Origin of the sequence: Aeromonas salmonicida subsp. salmonicida (assembly GCF_001643305.1) — a bacterium.
In the GTDB taxonomy this organism is placed as follows: domain Bacteria; phylum Pseudomonadota; class Gammaproteobacteria; order Enterobacterales; family Aeromonadaceae; genus Aeromonas; species Aeromonas salmonicida.
The window spans coordinates 16,090-34,176 of record NZ_LSGW01000037.1; the positions used below are offsets into that span (position 1 = coordinate 16,090).

Annotated in this window: 15 protein-coding genes and 1 pseudogene; 6 read left to right on the forward strand and 10 right to left on the reverse strand. The window is 58.8% G+C overall.

What is annotated here, in order from left to right; translation table 11 throughout:
* Window positions 1-526: 526 nt before the first annotated feature.
* On the forward strand, window positions 527-4,984 hold the full coding sequence (gene gltB / locus AXW79_RS02875) for a glutamate synthase large subunit (RefSeq protein ID WP_005314684.1): 4,458 nt from the start codon (window positions 527-529) through the stop codon (window positions 4,982-4,984).
* A 12-nt stretch (window positions 4,985-4,996) separates the two neighbouring features.
* Complete coding sequence (locus tag AXW79_RS02880; RefSeq protein WP_005314681.1) at window positions 4,997-6,412, forward strand: FAD-dependent oxidoreductase; 1,416 nt, start codon at window positions 4,997-4,999, stop codon at window positions 6,410-6,412.
* A gap of 93 nt (window positions 6,413-6,505) precedes the next feature.
* Here the strand turns inward: AXW79_RS02880 and AXW79_RS02885 are convergent, their stop codons facing one another.
* The 3 genes from AXW79_RS02885 to soxR form a co-directional block, all read right to left on the reverse strand.
* Window positions 6,506-6,916 (reverse strand): nuclear transport factor 2 family protein, encoded by a 411-nt coding sequence (locus tag AXW79_RS02885; protein ID WP_005314677.1) that lies wholly within the window; start codon window positions 6,914-6,916, stop codon window positions 6,506-6,508.
* Window positions 6,917-6,918: 2 nt separating this feature from the next.
* Window positions 6,919-7,506: an O-methyltransferase gene (locus AXW79_RS02890; protein ID WP_005314674.1), complete on the reverse strand. Its 588-nt coding sequence runs from the start codon at window positions 7,504-7,506 to the stop codon at window positions 6,919-6,921.
* A 62-nt stretch (window positions 7,507-7,568) separates the two neighbouring features.
* Window positions 7,569-8,048: a redox-sensitive transcriptional activator SoxR gene (gene soxR, locus AXW79_RS02895; RefSeq protein WP_005314672.1), complete on the reverse strand. Its 480-nt coding sequence runs from the start codon at window positions 8,046-8,048 to the stop codon at window positions 7,569-7,571.
* Window positions 8,049-8,108: 60 nt separating this feature from the next.
* Here soxR and AXW79_RS02900 point away from each other — a divergent pair, with 60 nt between their 5' ends.
* Window positions 8,109-9,104, forward strand: a complete 996-nt coding sequence (locus tag AXW79_RS02900) for a questin oxidase family protein (RefSeq protein WP_011898600.1) — start codon at window positions 8,109-8,111, stop codon at window positions 9,102-9,104.
* Here AXW79_RS02900 and AXW79_RS02905 read toward each other — a convergent pair.
* From AXW79_RS02905 to AXW79_RS02930, 6 genes and pseudogenes are all read right to left on the reverse strand, one after another.
* A complete protein-coding gene (locus tag AXW79_RS02905; RefSeq protein ID WP_005314668.1) occupies window positions 9,101-9,535 on the reverse strand; it encodes a hypothetical protein in 435 nt (144 codons plus the stop codon). The genes AXW79_RS02900 and AXW79_RS02905 overlap by 4 nt on opposite strands.
* A 49-nt stretch (window positions 9,536-9,584) precedes the next feature.
* Window positions 9,585-10,626 (reverse strand): annotated as a pseudogene (locus AXW79_RS02910) (M35 family metallo-endopeptidase).
* Between the two features lie 366 nt (window positions 10,627-10,992).
* Window positions 10,993-11,637, reverse strand: a complete 645-nt coding sequence (locus tag AXW79_RS02915) for a DUF2913 family protein (protein WP_005314666.1) — start codon at window positions 11,635-11,637, stop codon at window positions 10,993-10,995.
* Between the two features lie 137 nt (window positions 11,638-11,774).
* Entirely contained in the window at window positions 11,775-13,070 is a 1,296-nt protein-coding gene (locus AXW79_RS02920; RefSeq protein WP_005314664.1) for a DEAD/DEAH box helicase, read from the reverse strand.
* Between the two features lie 274 nt (window positions 13,071-13,344).
* On the reverse strand, window positions 13,345-13,869 hold the full coding sequence (gene speG / locus AXW79_RS02925; RefSeq protein ID WP_005314661.1) for a spermidine N1-acetyltransferase: 525 nt from the start codon (window positions 13,867-13,869) through the stop codon (window positions 13,345-13,347).
* A 114-nt stretch (window positions 13,870-13,983) separates the two neighbouring features.
* On the reverse strand, window positions 13,984-14,634 hold the full coding sequence (locus AXW79_RS02930) for a DedA family protein (RefSeq protein ID WP_005314658.1): 651 nt from the start codon (window positions 14,632-14,634) through the stop codon (window positions 13,984-13,986).
* A 323-nt stretch (window positions 14,635-14,957) separates the two neighbouring features.
* On the opposite strand from AXW79_RS02930, the gene AXW79_RS02935 reads away from it, so the two are divergent.
* From AXW79_RS02935 to AXW79_RS02945, 3 genes are all read left to right on the forward strand, one after another.
* Window positions 14,958-15,920, forward strand: coding sequence for an autotransporter domain-containing protein (locus tag AXW79_RS02935; RefSeq protein WP_005314655.1), 963 nt, complete (start codon window positions 14,958-14,960; stop codon window positions 15,918-15,920).
* 376 nt (window positions 15,921-16,296) lie between these two features.
* The gene (locus tag AXW79_RS02940; RefSeq protein WP_005314653.1) at window positions 16,297-17,151 is read left to right on the forward strand and encodes a nuclease-related domain-containing protein; all 855 of its coding nucleotides are present in this window, start codon (window positions 16,297-16,299) and stop codon (window positions 17,149-17,151) included.
* 47 nt (window positions 17,152-17,198) lie between these two features.
* Window positions 17,199-17,768, forward strand: a complete 570-nt coding sequence (locus AXW79_RS02945) for a P-loop NTPase family protein (RefSeq protein WP_043144322.1) — start codon at window positions 17,199-17,201, stop codon at window positions 17,766-17,768.
* Between the two features lie 11 nt (window positions 17,769-17,779).
* Here the strand turns inward: AXW79_RS02945 and AXW79_RS02950 are convergent.
* Window positions 17,780-18,087, reverse strand: a 308-nt coding sequence (locus tag AXW79_RS02950) for a transposase (protein ID WP_211271106.1), incomplete at its 5' end; no start/stop codon positions are given.

Genomic DNA, 18,087 nt, shown 5'->3' on the forward strand with positions numbered 1-18,087 from the left:
GGTCAGAAAACATATAAATATTCACCAATATCTGGATAAATATCAGCAAGCGGGTCGTTGTTGATGCTTTCGAAACCCTTACACCAAACACAGCATGCGCAATCCTGATGAATAACTGCTAGCTAACCACCTGTTAGGCAATGAAAATTCACACATAGACTGACTGACGACAAAAGCAAGACTCGTGGTCCGTAATTGTGATCTCTCCCCGCCACTTGCCTGATGAATTGGTAAAATTACTACAAATCCCCTTCCCCACTGAGTCAACCAACAAAAGCCCACATATCAACATTAAGTGCTGTAAAAATAAAAAATGCCAGAGCAATCACCAATTCAAGCCCCATATATACCCGCACTCCAACATTTTGTTATGACATTGTAATAATGAAAACAGCCGGGATGTTCAATTGACCTTGCCGAAAAATCCCATTAGTTTGGAGATTCGCCACGTCAGGCGGACGGAACCACAAGAGCCAATCGCAATTTATGCAGTTTGCGATGCAAGGCCGAGCAAGGGAGAAATGCAATGTCACTATATGATCCAAAGCTGGAGAGGGATAACTGTGGCTTCGGCCTGTTGGCCCACATGGAAGGTGAAGCCAGCCACAAGCTTGTCCGTCTCGCGATGTCAGCATTGGCTCGCATGCAGCACCGCGGCGGTATCTCCGCCGACGGCAAGACCGGCGATGGTTGCGGTCTGTTGCTGCAAAAACCGGATAGCTTCTTTAGAGCCGTCGCCGAAGAGAAAGGATGGCATCTGGGCCGCAAATACGCGGTCGGCATGCTGTTTCTCAACCCGGACCCCGTATTGGCCCAGCAGACTCGCGACATCATCGACGAGGAGCTGGAAAGAGAGACCTTGAGTCTGGTCGGTTGGCGCAAGGTGCCCATCGATACCAATGTGCTCGGTCCCATCGCCAAAGCCTCCCTGCCCAGTATTGAACAGGTCTTTGTCAACGCGCCGCCAGGCTGGGTCGACAAGGATCTTGAGCGCCGCCTCTATATAGTGCGTCGCCGTATCGAAAAGCGCATCAGCGACGACTACTTCTACGTGGTCAGCCTCTCCAACCTGGTCACCGTCTATAAAGGACTGTGCATGCCGGTGGATTTGCCCCACTTCTATCTGGATCTTGCCGACATTCGCCTGCAATCGGCCATCTGCGTGTTCCACCAGCGTTTCTCCACCAACACCAGCCCGCGCTGGCCGCTGGCGCAGCCGTTTCGTTATCTCGCCCACAATGGCGAGATCAACACCATTGCTGGCAACCGCCAGTGGGCCAAGGCCCGCAGCTACAAGTTTGCGACCCCGCTCATTCCGGATCTGCAAGAGGCGGCGCCCTTCGTCAACACCACGGGCTCCGACTCCTCCAGCCTCGACAACATGCTGGATCTCTTCCTGGCCGGTGGCATGGACTTGTTCCGTGCCATGCGCCTGCTGATCCCACCTGCATGGCAAAAACACCCGAACATGGATGACGACCTGCGCGCCTTCTATGACTTCAACTCCATGCACATGGAGCCCTGGGATGGTCCGGCCGGCATCGTCATGACCGATGGCCGCTATGCCACCTGCGCACTGGACCGTAACGGCCTGCGTCCAGCCCGCTATGTCATCACCAAGGACAAGTTCATCACGCTCGCGTCTGAGGTCGGCACCTGGGACTACACCCCGGATGAAGTACTGGAGAAGGGCCGGGTCGGCCCGGGCGAGCTGTTCGTGGTGGATACCAGCAACGGCAAGGTGTGGACCAGCTTCGAGATCGACGACGACCTCAAGAGCCGTCACACCTACAAACAGTGGATGGACTCCCATTGCAAGCGGCTGGTGCCGTTCGAGCAGATGGATGACGCCAGCACGGGAGCCCGCGAGTTCTCGGACGATCAGCTCAAGACCTATCAGAAACTGTTCGGCTACTCCTACGAGGAGCTGGATCAGATCATTCGCGTGCTCGGCGAGAACGGTCAGGAAGCGGTGGGCTCCATGGGGGATGATACCCCGATGGCTGTGCTCTCCTCCAGCCAGCGCACCCTGTATGACTACTTCCGCCAGATGTTCGCCCAGGTGACCAACCCGCCGATCGATCCCCTGCGGGAAAACCACGTCATGTCGCTGGCTACCTGTATCGGTCGCGAGCAGAACGTCTTCAACGAGACCTTCGGCCACGCCCACCGGGTACTGTTCCAGTCGCCGATCCTGCTCTACTCCGACTTCCACCAGTTGCTTGCGCTGGAAGGGGAACACTATCGCCATCAGGTGATCAGCCTCAACTTCAGGCCCGAAGAGGGACTGGAAGCAGCCTTGGTGCGCATCTGCGAAGAGGCCCAGACTGCCGCCCGCAACGGTACAGTGCTGCTGATCCTGTCGGATCGGGACGTCAGTGCCGACACACTGCCCATTCCAGCCGCCATGGCGGTAGGCGCGGTACAGCGCACCCTGGTGGACAACAATCTGCGCTGCGACGCCAATATCCTGGTGGAGACCGCCAGCTGCCGCGATCCGCACCACTTCTCGGTACTGCTGGGCTTTGGCGCCACCGCCATCTACCCCTATCTGGCTTATGAAACCCTCGCCAAACAGGTCGAGGAAGGCGTGCTCAAGATGAGCCTGCGCCAGGCCATGCTCAACTACCGCAACGGCATCAACAAGGGCCTCTACAAGGTGATGTCCAAAATGGGCATCAGCACGGTCGCCAGCTATCGCTGCTCCCAGCTGTTTGAAGCCGTGGGCCTCTCCAGTGCCGTGGTCGCCATGTGCTTCCGTGGTGTCTCCAGCCGTATTCAGGGTGCCGATTTCACCGATATCCAGCAGGATCAGTTCAATCTGGCCCGTCAGGCCTGGTTGCAACGCAAGGCCCTCACTCAGGGTGGCCTGCTCAAGTTTGTCCACGGCGGCGAGTATCACACTTACAATCCGGATGTGGTGCAGACCCTGCAAACCGCGGTGCGCTCCGGCAACTATGCCGATTACAAGGAGTATGCGCGGCTCGTGAACGAGCGCCCTGTCTCTACCCTGCGCGATCTGCTTGCTTTGAAGAAGGTCGACAATCCGGTGGACATCAGCGCAGTGGAGCCGGCAGCCAAGCTGTTCCCCCGCTTCGACTCCGCCGCCATGTCCATCGGCGCCCTGGGCCCAGAGGCGCACGAAGCGCTGGCAGTGGCCATGAACCGCCTTGGCGGTCAGAGCAACTCCGGTGAAGGCGGTGAAGATCCCAAGCGTTTTGGTACCGAGAAAAATTCCCGTATCAAACAGGTGGCGTCGGGGCGCTTTGGCGTCACCCCCCACTACCTGATGAACGCGGACGTGGTGCAGATCAAGGTGGCCCAGGGCGCCAAGCCCGGTGAAGGCGGTCAGCTGCCCGGTGACAAAGTCACCGCCCAGATAGCCAAGCTGCGCTATTCCGTGCCTGGCGTGACCCTGATCTCGCCGCCGCCGCACCACGATATCTACTCCATTGAAGACCTGGCCCAGCTCATCTTCGACATCAAGCAGATCAATCCGGACTGTCTGGTGTCGGTCAAGCTGGTCTCCGAGCCCGGTGTCGGCACCATCGCCTGCGGCGTGGCCAAGGCCTATGCCGACTTCATTACCGTCTCCGGCTATGACGGTGGCACTGGCGCAAGCCCGCTGACCTCGGTCAAGTATGCCGGTTCCCCCTGGGAGCTGGGCTTGGCCGAGACCCAGCAGGCGCTGGTTGCCAACGGCCTGCGCCACAAGGTGCGGCTGCAGGTGGATGGCGGTCTCAAAACCGGCCTCGACATCATCAAGGCCGCCATCCTCGGTGCCGAGAGCTTCGGTTTTGGCACTGGCCCCATGGTGGCGCTCGGCTGCAAATACCTGCGCATCTGCCACCTGAACAACTGCGCCACCGGCGTCGCCACCCAGGATGAGAAGCTGCGCCGCGAGCACTTCACCGGCCTGCCGGAGATGGTGATGAACTACTTCAAGTTCATCGCAGAAGAGACTCGCGAACTCATGGCTCAGCTGGGGGTCACCCAGCTGACCGATCTCATCGGTCGTACCGATTTGCTGGAAGCCCTGCCAGGCCTCACCGCCCGTCAGGCCAAGCTGGATCTCTCCGGTATTCTGGCAAGTCCGGTGGCACCGGCGGGCTCCAGCCTGTTCAGCCAGCAGCACAACCCCACCTTTGACAAGGGACCGCTCAACTTGCGGATGGTGGACGATCTGCTGGAGGCGGTGGAGCACAAGTCGGGCGGCGAGTTCCGTTACGACATCCGCAACACGGATCGCTCCGTGGGCGCCCGTCTGTCGGGCGAGATCGTCAAGCGTCACGGCAACCAGGGCATGGCGGCCGATCCGGTGAAGGTTCACTTCAACGGCACAGCAGGCCAGAGCTTCGGCGTCTGGAACGCGGGTGGCCTCGAGATGATACTCACGGGTGACGCCAACGACTACGTGGGCAAGGGCATGACTGGCGGCAAACTGGTGGTCAAACCCCACGTCGGCGTGGCATTCAAGTCCCACGAAGCCGCCATCATTGGCAACACCTGCCTCTATGGCGCCACCGGCGGCAAGCTGTTTGCGGCCGGTACGGCGGGCGAGCGCTTCGCGGTGCGCAACTCAGGGGCCCTGGCCGTGGTCGAGGGAATAGGTGACAACGGCTGTGAATACATGACAGGCGGTATCGTCACCATCCTCGGCACCACCGGCGTCAACTTCGCGGCGGGCATGACAGGTGGTTTTGCCTACGTGCTGGACGAGTGCGGCAACTTTGCCAAACGCACCAACCCCGAGCTGGTCGAACTGCTGGACGTGGCGACACTCGCCATCCATCAGGAGCACCTGCGCGGCATCATAACGGCGCACCTCAATGAGACCGGCAGCTCGCGCGCCGAGGAGATCCTGGCCAACTTCGACTCCTATGTGCCCAAGTTCAGGCTGATCAAACCCAAGTCCAGCGACGTCAAGTCCCTGCTTGGCCACACCAGCCGTTCCAGTGCAGAACTCAGAATCCAGGCGCAATAAGGAGGGAACCCTATGAGCCAGAACGTATTCCAGTTTATCGATGTCCAGCGGGTCGACCCGCCCAAGAAGCCGCTCAAGATCCGCAAGATCCAGTTTGTGGAGATCTACGAGCCCTTCAACCAGGCCCAGGTCGGCATGCAGGCGGATCGCTGCCTCGACTGCGGCAACCCCTATTGCGAGTGGAAATGCCCGGTCCACAACTACATTCCCAACTGGCTGAAACTGGCCAATGAGGGGCGCATCCTGGAGGCGGTGGAGCTTTCCCACCAGACCAACAGCCTGCCGGAAGTGTGTGGCCGCGTCTGCCCGCAAGACAGGCTGTGTGAGGGTGCCTGTACCCTGAACGATCGCTTCGGCGCCGTGACCATAGGCAATATCGAGAAATACATCACCGACAAGGCATTCGAGATGGGCTGGCGCCCGGATCTCTCCAACGTGGTGAAAACCGACAAGCGGGTCGCCATCATAGGTGCTGGCCCGGCCGGGCTCGCCTGTGCCGACGTGCTGGCACGGGGTGGCGTCAGCGCCGTGGTGTTTGACAAGTATCCGGAAATTGGCGGCCTGCTCACCTTCGGCATTCCCTCCTTCAAGCTGGAAAAAGAGGTGATGCAGCGCAGACGCGAGATCTTCGAGGGCATGGGGATTGAGTTCCGCCTCGAGACCGAGGTGGGCAAAGATGTCACCTTCGCCGATCTGCTGGGCGAGTTCGACGCCGTCTTCCTCGGGGTCGGCACCTACAAGTACATGAAGGGTGGCTTCGAGAATGAGACGGCTCCCGGTGTGTACGATGCCCTGCCCTATCTCATCTCCAACGCCAACCGGCTGCTGGGCTTTGAGAAGGCGCAGGCCGATTACATCGACTTCGCCGGCAAACAAGTCGTGGTGCTCGGTGGTGGCGATACCGCCATGGACTGCGTGCGTACCGCCATCCGCCAAGGTGCCGCCAACGTCATTTGCGCCTATCGCCGCGATGCCGAGAACATGCCGGGTTCCAAGCGGGAAGTGAAAAATGCCCGGGAGGAAGGGGTCGAATTCATGTTCAACCTGCAGCCCATCGGCGTCGAGCTGGATGCTGATGGCCAGACCTGTGGCATCAAGATGGTGAGCACTGAACTCGGTGCGCCCGATGCCAATGGCCGTCGCAATGCGGTAGTGATAGAGGGTTCAGAACAGGTGCTGGCTGCCGATGCCGTGGTGATGGCGTTTGGCTTCCAGCCCAACCCCCAGCCCTGGATGCAGGAGTTTGGCATAGCGCTCGACAACCGGGATCGCATCCAGGCCAGCGAGCAGGCTGACTACCCCTTCCAGACCAGCAACCCCAAGGTATTCGCCGGTGGCGATGCGGTGCGCGGTTCCGACCTGGTGGTGACCGCCATCTACGAGGGCCGCAAGGCCGCCGAAGGGATCATGGACTATCTGGCCGTCTGATCCGCCGTCCGTCATCGCCTTTGTGCCAACAAACAGCCCCGCATCTGCGGGGCTGTTTTTTAGGTGACATACGCGCGCCAGCTGACGGATGCATCAGGCCGGTTGCGGCTCCCGGGGAATGGGGGTCACCCAGGGGCGACGCCAGCGGGGTGCCTCGTAGAGATCAGGCCAGAACTCGGTCTGACGCGAGATGACATTGCCGCGCACTGTGTGAAAGGTAATGGCGCGAGCCTGCACCTCACCATCGGTGATCAACACCTCGGTCACGACTTCACCGCCCTGCTCCAGTAGCCGGACCACGTCAAAACTCCAGGGGCCTGCCGCCGGATAGCGGCGGTTGATCTCGACAAAGTTGCAGCGCCCCTCGATGCGTTCCCCCGACTGCGGCCAGTCACAGATAAAATCATCGCCGAGCCAGCGGGCCGCCCTCGAAAAATCATTGCTTTGCATGGCCTGCCAATAGGCTTCTACCACTGCTTTTGGTTCCATGGTTCTGAACTCCATGCTCACTCTCCCGACAAACTCACCACCAGCCACTCCCCCTTGCCAACAGGCACCAGCGAGGTCGCAAAGGCCGGATCACGCTGCACCTCTCCCATCCACACTGCCAACTCATACCGATGGGAGATGGCATTGTCCACCACCAGCAGACCACGGGGGGCCAGCAGGCGCTGGATCTGTGGCCACCAGACACGATAGCGCTGGCGATCCGAGTCCAGGAAGATGAGCTGATAACCGGCCTCTGGCAAAGTGGGCAACAGGGTTTCAGCCTCCCCCGCCAACTGGGTGATCCAGGGGCTCAGGCCGGCACGCTGAAAGTTGATATCAGCCAGTTCACGCTTGCCCTCATCCCGCTCTATGGTGGTGACCCGGCCATTGAGCCTTTGCACCGCTTCGGCCAGCCAGAGAGTGGAATAACCGTTGGAGGTGCCAATCTCCAGTACGGCCTCAGCCCCCCGCGTCTGTACCAGTACCGCCAACAACTCGCCGGTATCGCGGGTGATATTGAGCATCTTGCTGCCACGGGTCGGCTGCGCATTATCGTTGCGCTCGCCAAACTGTTCCAACTCCCGTTTAAGCTGTTGCAATGCCATGTCTCCTCCTTGCTCATTACGCAGGTCGCCCAGTGCATGGCATGCCGGGTCGACTCTCATGTTTATTGTTCTTCTGATCCCGGGTCGGATGGCGGCACATCCCCCAGCAGATAACGGGGGCCGGTGCCCTGTCCGGCAGCCTGATCATCCGGGTTGTAAAGGGCGCAGTGCTCAAGGGACAGGCAACCACAACCAATACAGGAGGTGAGCTTGCCTTTGAGCTGCACCAAAGCCTCGATGCGCTGATCAAGCAGGCCCTGCCACTGGCTGGCTATCTGCTCCCAATCGCTGCGATCCGGAGTGCGGCCATCTGGCAAGCCGGCGAGGGCATCGGCAATCTCGCCAAGGCTCAACCCCATCCCCTGCGCCACCCGGATGAAGGCTATCCGGCGCAGCGCATCCTGCGGATAGAGGCGCTGGCTGCCATCGCTGCGCACGCTGCTGATCAACCCCTTCTGCTCGTAAAAACGCAAGGCACTGGCATTGACCCCGGCGCGCTTCGCTATCTGACCTATGGCTAACCACTTGCGATCCGTTTTCACCCTTGACCTCAAGTTAGCTTTAACTTGCACAATCCTGTCTCCCCTCGCAAAAGGAGTCAAATGATTATGCATCATCTTCACCACTTGCTCGATGCCAACCGGGCTTTTGCCCTCAACGGCAAAGGCACCACCAACCACTGCCCCATGGCGCTGCACGCCCTGCATGAGATGGGTGCAAGCCCCCGCCAGTTGCAGCATTTCTTCGATCATTGGCAGGCAACCCATGCGCTGCCGAGCGGGGAAACAAGTCAGGACGAGGATGAAATCCGTTTCGTACGACTGCGTCAGCAGTTGGCAGACCGGATTGCCGCCGAGGGCTGGTTGCCTCTCTTCGAGACCCTGCTGGCCAGGCGCCTCTCACCGGCGGGAGGCGCCTTCCATCCTCTTATTCGCTTCGCCTGTGCCCTGGAAAATGGTCATGTGGGAGAGCTGGCTGCGGCACTGGCCGCCTGGCAGTGCAGCCCCCTGATACTGCCCGCCGGAGAAGCCGCGCCCAGCCGGGATGTCGCCAGCCTGCTGGCCGGGCTCTCCGAACAGTGGGAGGGTGCGAGCTGGCAGGGCGAGTGGATCACGGGTCGATTGCAGCAGGTGGCAGAGGCGCCGCGCTGGCCGGGCACGCTGCCGCAAACGCTCGCCGAGTCATCGTCCGTTTTGACACAACTGGCCGAGGTGGCCCTGCCGCTCTATTGGCAAACCAGCAATTTTACCGTGCTGCACATGGTGACCGGCAGCCGGGCCGCAGCCATTGTCGCAACGCAGTTGCCCAGCGAGTGGCAAGGGCAGTGGCAGACCTTGATGTGGCAGGCGGTGGCGGCGGCTTATATCACGGTCGGGGCTCCGCACCTGCGTCCCCAGACATGGCCCGCCTGCAACGGATTATCCTGGCAGCAAGTGTTGGAACGGGCGCTCGCCAGTCTGGACGATCATGTGATCAAGCTGGTGCACTGCTGCTGGCGGGAACAGGCAAGCAGACCCGGCGATGCATCCCGCTATCTGGCAGTCGCGGCCCGCGCTGTGGGGCTGCTGAAGGCAGCAAACGGGCGTGATGCCGCTTAGGGTGCCGCCAACCGGGTGAAACTGATGGCGGGGCAGCTGGGGGCGACCCCCTGGGTCAGGGTCAAGGGCTGGGCGCGGTAGCTGAGGTTATAGAGGCCTGGCCGGGACAAATCGTAGACCTGGGTCAGATCTGCATCCGCCTGGCTCTGCTGGCCCGCCCCCAGAATGAAGAAGTCATCGGCACCGGGTTCGCCACGCTTGGCGAGCGGTCCTTTGTAAACCAGCGGCTGATTGTCGAGGGTGAGATCGATGGCATCGGCGAACCAGCCTTCGAACGGGGTGAACCAGCTCAACACCTCGAGCGGCCCCTCCCCCTTGTTGGTCAAGGTCATCACCAGGGGCAAGGGCTCGTTCACCCGGCTGTGTGCCTTGACCGACAGTTCACACTGCAGGGGAGCAAGCGCGAGGGTGGTGAGCAAGAGTGTCATCATGGAGCCTCCTTCAGCATCAAAAAGGGGCCTTGCGGCCCCTGTCAGCGGATCAGTTTTCGCTCGGGGTATTCTCGGCGAAGTATTCATGATTGTCGGCGTTGTTGAGCGCCTTGACCGGATCCGTCTTCGCCAGATTGCGGGCATTGGCCTGACCGTAACCCAGATCGTCGGTGCCTGCCACCACGTTGAAGTGACTCAGCTCATGGACTATGGTGCCGGCACGGGAATCGCTCCCGGTGACGGGCGCCGTCCAGAAGCTCTTGCACAGATAGACCTTGTAGGGTTGATCCGGATAGACGTAGGCGAAGTAGCTCTGCTTGCAGCTGCAGTCAAAGGTGAGCGGCTTGTTGTCGATGGCATCCTTGATCTTGCTGAAGTTCGTCTCGGCCTGATCCCAACGGGCACTGCTATAGGCCCCGAACCAGCTGCGATAGCGCTGGCCATCGGGCTTGTCGACCGCCAGATAGCTGCTGGCGTTGTTGCTGATGCCACTGGCGGCATCCAGCGCCGTCAACAGATCGCTCTTCTGGGTGTTGGTGCAGCGTCCGCTGAAACTGACAGAACCGGCAACAGCCTGGGGCTCGGCGGCGGCCACCTTGGCTTGAACCCGCTCATCGTTCACCCCCTCCACCCACAGGGTGATGGCGTTGGACTCGCTCGCCTGGGCCTGTTTGGCCCTTGGCCGCTTTCGTCGTCCCCGGCAGAGCCGGCAGCTGATAGCGGATGCTGTACTGACCCTGAGCACTCATGTCATAGAGACCCGACACTTCCGCCTGCACCGTCAGACTCTGGCCAGCCTTGATCAACTGGAAATCCTTGTCGGTTGGCGCCGCACGCTTGATCAGCGCCCCCTCATAGCTGACCGGTTGACCATCCCGCTCCACCAAAAACAGGGGGGCATCGTCGCTGCCCGGCAGTTGCCACTTGAGCAGACGGATAGGCTTGTCACCCGTGTTGGTCAATGTCAGGTTGACGCGCACGTCGTCTGTGCTGCCATCCACCAGGGTGAGTTGGGCATCGAGCCCTGCGGCGCAGAGCGGGGAAGCCAGCACACCGGCCAGCAGCAAGGCTATTGGAGTCACTTTCATCATGTTTCCTCATTCATTGAGTGTCGCCATCAGGCGGTTTGCTTCCTTAAGGCCCTCTTTGGGGCCCACTCACCCTAGAGCAGAAATTTTCCACCACCATCCCACCATATGGGGGACGCCCCCCATCAGAGGGGGGCAAGATGCAGGCGCGCTGCCATGCGACACATTTCGAACGACAAAACGGGAATCCGCTGGCCGTATCACGCAGCCCCTTTGGTTCCTGTAAAAGGTGCTTGTAAAAAGGTTCCTGTAAAAATTTCGCTTTTGCTCTCGCCTCACCCGGCCAAGCCCGCCAGCACCATCATTGGCGCATAAAAAACCCCGGCGCCAGGCCGGGGTTTGGGAACAACAGAGGGAAGAGGCTCTCCGTCAGGCTTTCGCCTCGGCCAGCAGCGCCAGCGCGGGCTGCAAGTTGGCGGGCACCAGACGGTACGCCTTGTGGTGCTTGACCAGAGTGACCTTCTTGTTGCCCTGGCTCAGCAGCAGACCATGGTGAAAGGCCGCTTGCGCCAGCCTGGCTTCATCACCACGCACGTACAGGGTCAAGGGTTTGATCAGCTCACCCTGCACTATGTGCTCGCCATATTCGCAACTGGAGATCACCAGACTGGATTGGCCCGGTCCCTGCAAGCGCAGCTTGGCGTTCACCTCGCTGTCGGTAAACACCAACCAACCCGCAGCTTCCAGCTCGGCCAGCAGGGCGGCAAGCCTGGTGCCGAGCTGTTGTGAGTCCGCCTGCACCCGGGCGTACTGGAAGGCGATGCGCTCCAGCAGGCCCTTGAGATCGGCACCGGCCCCCAGGGTACGGCCCTGCTGGATCCAGCCTTTCAGATCCTCCATCACCAGACGGGAGAAACGCTTCTCCTTGAGGGAGTCCGCCATCCAGGTGCAGAGAAAATGGCTCTCCTGGGCAGGGGTACGCTTGCCCGCCTTCTGCTCGGCGGTGCGCGCCAGCTCGGCAAGGCTCTGGGTGGCCATGTCGAGCAGGGCCTGATTGTAGTTGGGAGGTGTCATCACGAGTCCTCAGAGAGACGGGCGGGCCAGGGGCCGGGTCATCAACAGCATAAAGGCGCCAGTGGCGCCTTTATATACAAAATCACCCCTCCCGGTCTGCCCTGACAAGGGGAAGGCCCGGATGGGGTTGGGCGCGCTTATTTCGGCTGGCGCGGCTTCTTCATTGCCGCGAGACGCTTGAGGCGCTGACCCTGCAGCTTGGCTTCGGCCATGGCCTGGGCGGCGGCGTTGTCTTCACGCTGGGGACGCTTGCCGAAGCGACGACGCTCCTGCAACTGCTTGATCAGCTCGTCACGGTTGCCCACTTCGTAGCCCTTCGCCATGACACGGCGGATCTTCTGGCCGATCAGCGCCTCGATCTCGAGCAGGGTGCGCTCTTCTTCGCGGCTGACGAAGGAGATGGCCATGCCACTCTTGCCGGCGCGGCCGGTACGGCCAATGCGGTGCACGTAATCTTCGGCCAGGAACGGCAGATCGTAGTTGACCACGTACTGCAGATCCGGGATGTCCAGACCACGGGCGGCCACTTCGGTGGCGACCAGCACCCGCAGCTTGCCTTCGGTGAATTCGCGCAGGGCGCGGCGACGGCTGCCCTGGGCCTTGTCACCATGCACAACGGCAGACTTGATGCCATCCAGGTTCAGCTCGGCCACCAGCTCGTCACAGCTTTCGCGGGTACTGGCAAACACCAGCACCTGCGGCCAGTTCTGCTTGCCAATCAGCTCGGAGAGCAGCTCGCGCTTGCGCTTCTGCTCCACCGGATAGACGGTGTGAGTAACGGTATCGGCGGTGGAGTTCTGCTTGTTGACGCTGATGATCTGCGGCTTGTCCAACATGACGTTGGCCAGCTTCTTCACCCCGTCGGAGAAAGTGGCAGAGAACAGCAGGTTCTGGCGTTCCTTGTTGACCGCTTGCAGGATCTGCTGCACATCGGCGCTAAAGCCCATGTCGAGGATGCGATCCGCTTCGTCCAGCACCAGACACTCGACGCCTGACAGGCTGAGGTTGCAGGCGGTCAGGTGCTCCAGCAGACGACCCGGGGTCGCCACTATGATGTGAGCACCCGCTTTCAGCTTCTTGGCCTGCACATCCTGCTTGCCGCCGCCAACGAGCGTCAGTACGGTCACATCCAGGTACTTGGCAAAATCATTGATGTTGCTCGCCACCTGGGCCGCCAGCTCGCGAGTCGGGGTCAGGATCAACACGCGGGCATTGGACGGCTGCAGCTCGGCCGGCTTGTCCACCAGGCGCTGCAATATCGGCAGGGCGAAGGCGGCAGTCTTGCCGGTCCCCGTCTGGGCGCTGGCCAGCACATCGAGACCGCGACGGATAGTCGGGATCGCCTGGCGCTGCACAGGGGTCATCTCCTGATAACCGCAATCTGAGACAGCACGCAAAATCTCGGGGGCAAAATCGAACGATTCAAATCTCATAATGGGTTCCTGTGTTCCAGCTGGACTGTGTTTGGCTTGCGGCTCGGCGTAGGCGAGGCGGAGGTTGATACCACCGGTGGCTGCGTCCGACATCAAGTCAGAAAATGAGCCGGAAAATGGCGGGCGCGAAGTGTAACAGATAGGCATCACAAATTCTGCCTCAAATGGCCTGAGTTTTTATCCTGTCACGAGAAAGGTGCCGACAAAGAGAGCCGCATCACTGGCATCGGCCAGTGCAGCCCTGCCCCCATCGGCACCAGAATGTCAGGAAACGTTAGACCCTGTTGGCAGCATTTGCCTGAAAATCACGCTGAAACAGACACATGCGAATGGCGGTGCGATATTTGCCATCAATGAAGAACTCCTCTTTCAGCTCCCCCTCCGGCGCGAACCCCAGCGACTGATAAACGTGGCGCGCCTTGGCATTGTCACTGTCGACGATGAGATACAACTTGTGCAGATTCAGCACGTTGAAGGCATACTTCATCGCCTTCAGGGTCGCAGTCTTGGCATAGCCCAGCCCCTGATAGGCGGGGGCTATGATGATCTGAAACTCGGCGCGGCGGTGGATGCTGCGAATATCCACCAGGCCAACATTGGTGCCCTCCACCTCCAGGATGAAACGGCGTTCTTGCTGATCGTGGATGTGCTTGTCATAGAGCTGGGCCAGCTCCATGTAAGCCTCGTAAGGCTCCTCGAACCAGTAACGCATTATGCTGGCGTTGTTGTTGAGCTGATGTACGAATTTCAAATCCTCTCGCTCGAGGGGACGAAGGCTCAGGGTGTCACGACATGGCATAAAGTACCTGCTTGATGGTTGATGGGCGGCATGGGCGGCCCGCCTGGGCCTAGCCAATGCCATTGGTAAATCAATGGAGAACCCGGGGCCAGCCTGCGCTCCCCCGGATATCACTCAGCGAATGCGATTGGTCGGGCGCTTGAACAGCCGGATGGCGATGGCCGCCATGGCGATAACGAACAGACCGAGGGAGGTCACCAGCAGGCACTTGGTCATCAATTCGTGATACTGGACGAACGCCGGTGCCGCCATCACGAACTTGCCCACCAGACTCAGCAGCAGGGCCCAGAGGAAGGCGCTGGCAAAACTGGCCATCACCACCCGAGGCAGATGCAGGCGGGAGACCCCCATCAGCATGGGCGTCAGCACCCTGACGAAGGGCACGAAGCGAGAGGAAAACAGGGCCCAGAAACCGTAGTTGTGCAGCAGACGCGAAGCCCGTGGCAGGCTGCCGTCCGGGATCATCCGCTCCACATGGCCCATAAAGGAGGTGCCGTGCAGCGCATGGCCCTGCAGATAGGCAACCAGGCTGCCGATCCCGGCGGCGAGCGGCATGTAGACAAGGGTCACTTCGGGGCCGAGCACTCCCATCCCCACCAGGCCACCGGCCAGCAGCACCAGACTGTCACCGGGCAGGGGTAAAAACACGAAGCTCGACTCGAGAAAGAGGATCACCACCAGGCAGGTGACGAGCAGGCCCGCCGCCTGCATCTGGATCAATTGGTCAAAGTCCTGTTGCCATATGGCAAGCAGCATATCCTGCATCTGGTGACTCCCATCAACGTCAGTGAGCATCCATCCCGGGGGGGGTACTATGACCCCCACTGCGGCTGACACTCCCTGTCGCCATCCCCTTTCTCTCCTTGAAGGGGTTCCTGTTATACACCCGCGCAAGTGAACAAAAAATTAATGTCTGGCACAAAGTCAGCAATCAATACAAAAAGCTGAATGGCAGGACAAGGGTTGGACGAGCACTCCGGCTCGGCGATGTATAAGCTTCAACCGGCTCACCCTTGGGCTGCCAAGATGAGAAAAAGTCGCTACAGTCAAACGGCGCATCATCACAACCGGCTTCGGGGGAACAAGGCATGCCCACACACACTACCCTTCGCACTACCCTGCCCCTGCTGATCACCCCCTTGCTCAGCCATGGCGCCATGGCTGAAGAGTCGTCACTAATACAAAAACGTGCCAACGCAGTGGTGTCGCTGATGACCTTCACTGTGGTGCCCGACATCACAGCCAGCAACCTCGACATCGGCAGCAACACCAGCGCAACGGCATCGTCGGCGCTCAACATGACCCAGATGGGCGGCGGCGCCACCATGAGCGAGAGTGTGCCCATCTATCTGGAAGGGACCCTGGGTTTTAGCCGCTACGATCCCAAATTCGTGGTGAGCAACGGCAGCGAGAGTCGCACTATCCCCACCCGATGGAACAGTCTCACCGCCACGGGTGGCATCGGCTGGGATCTTCATCTGCATCAGGATCGTCACGGCGGCAACTGGGTATTGCGCCCCATCGGCAACGTCACGCTGGGTACTGTGGCAAGCGATCTGCGCATCGGCAACTGGCTGCTGGGCCAATACACAGGCAAGAACCTCGACTTTCTCGATGGCGGCAGGCTCGATGTCTACGGCCTGGGTGGCGCCCTGATGCTCGACTATGAACTCTTCTCAGCACAGCAGGATATCGACGTTGAGCTGCGCTACTCCTACCAGCATCTGCAAAGCTTTGGCGGCACCTCGGCCAGCGTAACCGGTCAGGCCAATGCGGAGAACCTCGGCCTCTACCTGCGCCGCCGCGCCCCCATCGGCAATCTCACACTGCTGGACAAGCCGCTGCGCTACGTGATGGAAGGAGCCCGCACCGAATATCTTGGCGAGCAACGGGGCCTGCTCGGTTTCAACTCCCTCAACTCGCTGGGGCTAGGGATAGAACTCGACAGCAGCAAGTACGACATCATAGTGACCCGCACCCGGCTGGTAGCCCGCTATATGTTCAGCCACAACACCAGCGGCTACGGCGTCGGGCTGGCGATGAGTTTCTGAAATCGCCACACGGAAAAGAGCCGCCCACCCTCTGTTGTTGGATCCTGCGCGCCTTCTCCTCGCATAAGGCCTCCGGCAACGACGCCTGACCTTCAGCCACCGCCCTCTAGCTGCCAGCAGCGCCACCGGCTAGAAATCACTGATGCGTCACACAGTTAGTGGGATTTGTCACACATTCGTCCTGATTAAATCGCTACAGTAGCTCTTTTCGACGCCCAATCATGGGGATAGCGCCAGCCAGGTGTCCAATCCGGTTGCCCCACTGACTGGTTAACGGCAACAGGTTGGGGGCTGAATGCTTGAGCCACCTTTGGTGAGCACCCCTGACCAATATTCCTGTCACCAAGGAGTGGTGATGGGGTCAAGGAGAGATGAAATGGATTTCACCCCCCTTATTGCCGCCCTGCTGGCTCAACTCTGGTATGTGATCCCATTGTTGCTGCTGATGACCATAGTCAAAACCCCCTGGTTCAAGGGCATGGTCGGAGAGTGGCTGATCACCCTCAGCATCCGGCTCTTTCTCGACAAGCGGGAATATCATCTGCTGAACAATGTCACGCTGCCGCTCGAGCAGGGCACGACCCAGATCGATCATGTGATCGTCTCCCGCTTCGGGGTGTTTGTTATCGAGACTAAAAACATGAAAGGGTGGATCTTCGGTGATCCCAAACACAAGCGCTGGACCCAGCAGCTATATCGACGCAGGCACGGCTTCCAGAATCCTCTTCACCAAAACTATCTGCATGTGATGACGCTCAAATCCCTGCTGGGAATGGCGGATCACCAACTGCACTCGATCGTCTATTTTATTGGCGACTGCACCTTCAAGACCCCCATGCCGGACAACGTCATGCGCCGCGGCCTGGTTAGCTATATCAAGCAAAAGACCACTCCCGTACTGACCCCTGCCGAAGTCATTCAAATTGTCCAGACAATCCAGCAAGGACGACTGGCCGCCAATTGGCAAACCCATAAACAGCATGTGGCCCTGCTAAAGACGCGCCATGCCAGCCCACCCGCCAACAATGCTTCCACCCGCACGCCTATCAGGCAACCAGTAATAGACAAGCCGTTACAGAGCTTATTGCCACCGGACAAACCATCTCCGCTCTGCCCTAGATGTGGCAGCACCATGGTATTGCGCACCGCGACTCGGGGTGAGAACAAGGGCAATCAGTTTTGGGGATGCCGTGAATTTCCTAAATGCAAAGACACCTTACCGTCGCAATAAAAATTTGATTAGTGACATATCATAAAACTATTAATAAGGTATGAGTGATGAGCACAGCAAAAAACAGCAATAGAATCATTATCAGACAGAATTTGAAAATTGGCGACTTAGATGCGGAAACTGATACTAATTTACTTGACTCATGTTTTATTGACAAGGGTTATATAGAACAACTATGTGATGTACATAGTCCAAAATCAATAATTCTAGGTAGAACTGGCGCAGGGAAAAACGCAATCCTTTATAAAATATCACAAACCACAGAGAAACACATAAAAATAGACCCCAATGATATCTCTGTAAGGTTTTTAGAGTATTCAGATATAATTCAATTCATGAATACTATCGGCGTCAACTTGGACCTATTTTATAGATTATTATGGAGGCACATTCTAATTGTTGAAGTGCTGAAAATTAGATATGACATAAAGAATGATTTAGATAATCGGAACTTCTTTGATAACATCACAAACTTCTTTAGAAAAGATGAAATAAAGAAGAAAGCTATTGAATACTTCAGGGAGTGGGGTGATAAATTTTGGCTAGATACAGATGAGCATCTGAAGGTCATCACAAAAAAACTTGAAAATGATACAAAAGCAACACTAAATAACTGATCCTAATAGTGCTACACCTTCGCTGTGCCATAGCCATTCCCGGGGAAAGGAGACACGGTATCCATGAAGTATTTCACTCGAGCCAGCAGGTTGGCCATCCCTCTGCATTGATGATTGCGCGTGATGGTTTCATGTAACTTGTGCCACAGCCGTTCGATGTGATTAACCCAAGGACTGTAAACTGGCTGGAATACCAGGCAGAACTTGGGGTTCTTCTTCAACCATCGCTCGGTCTGTTTGCTTTTGTGAATGATGTAGTTATCGAGGATCAGCGTGATGGTTTTGGCTCGTCGGTAGTGGTGGCGCAGCTTTTCCAGCA

Bases quoted from the DNA above. Each gene is read 5' to 3' on its own strand.
- gltB (WP_005314684.1), top strand. From the start codon at position 527: ATGTCACTATATGATCCAAAGCTGGAGAGGGATAACTGTGGCTTCGGC.
- AXW79_RS02880 (WP_005314681.1), top strand. From the start codon at position 4,997: ATGAGCCAGAACGTATTCCAGTTTATCGATGTCCAGCGGGTCGACCCG.
- AXW79_RS02885 (WP_005314677.1), bottom strand. From the start codon at position 6,916: ATGGAGTTCAGAACCATGGAACCAAAAGCAGTGGTAGAAGCCTATTGG.
- AXW79_RS02890 (WP_005314674.1), bottom strand. From the start codon at position 7,506: ATGGCATTGCAACAGCTTAAACGGGAGTTGGAACAGTTTGGCGAGCGC.
- AXW79_RS02900 (WP_011898600.1), top strand. From the start codon at position 8,109: ATGATTATGCATCATCTTCACCACTTGCTCGATGCCAACCGGGCTTTT.
- AXW79_RS02905 (WP_005314668.1), bottom strand. From the start codon at position 9,535: ATGATGACACTCTTGCTCACCACCCTCGCGCTTGCTCCCCTGCAGTGT.
- AXW79_RS02915 (WP_005314666.1), bottom strand. From the start codon at position 11,637: ATGACACCTCCCAACTACAATCAGGCCCTGCTCGACATGGCCACCCAG.
- AXW79_RS02920 (WP_005314664.1), bottom strand. From the start codon at position 13,070: ATGAGATTTGAATCGTTCGATTTTGCCCCCGAGATTTTGCGTGCTGTC.
- speG (WP_005314661.1), bottom strand. From the start codon at position 13,869: ATGCCATGTCGTGACACCCTGAGCCTTCGTCCCCTCGAGCGAGAGGAT.
- AXW79_RS02930 (WP_005314658.1), bottom strand. From the start codon at position 14,634: ATGCAGGATATGCTGCTTGCCATATGGCAACAGGACTTTGACCAATTG.
- AXW79_RS02935 (WP_005314655.1), top strand. From the start codon at position 14,958: ATGCCCACACACACTACCCTTCGCACTACCCTGCCCCTGCTGATCACC.
- AXW79_RS02940 (WP_005314653.1), top strand. From the start codon at position 16,297: ATGGATTTCACCCCCCTTATTGCCGCCCTGCTGGCTCAACTCTGGTAT.
- AXW79_RS02945 (WP_043144322.1), top strand. From the start codon at position 17,199: ATGAGCACAGCAAAAAACAGCAATAGAATCATTATCAGACAGAATTTG.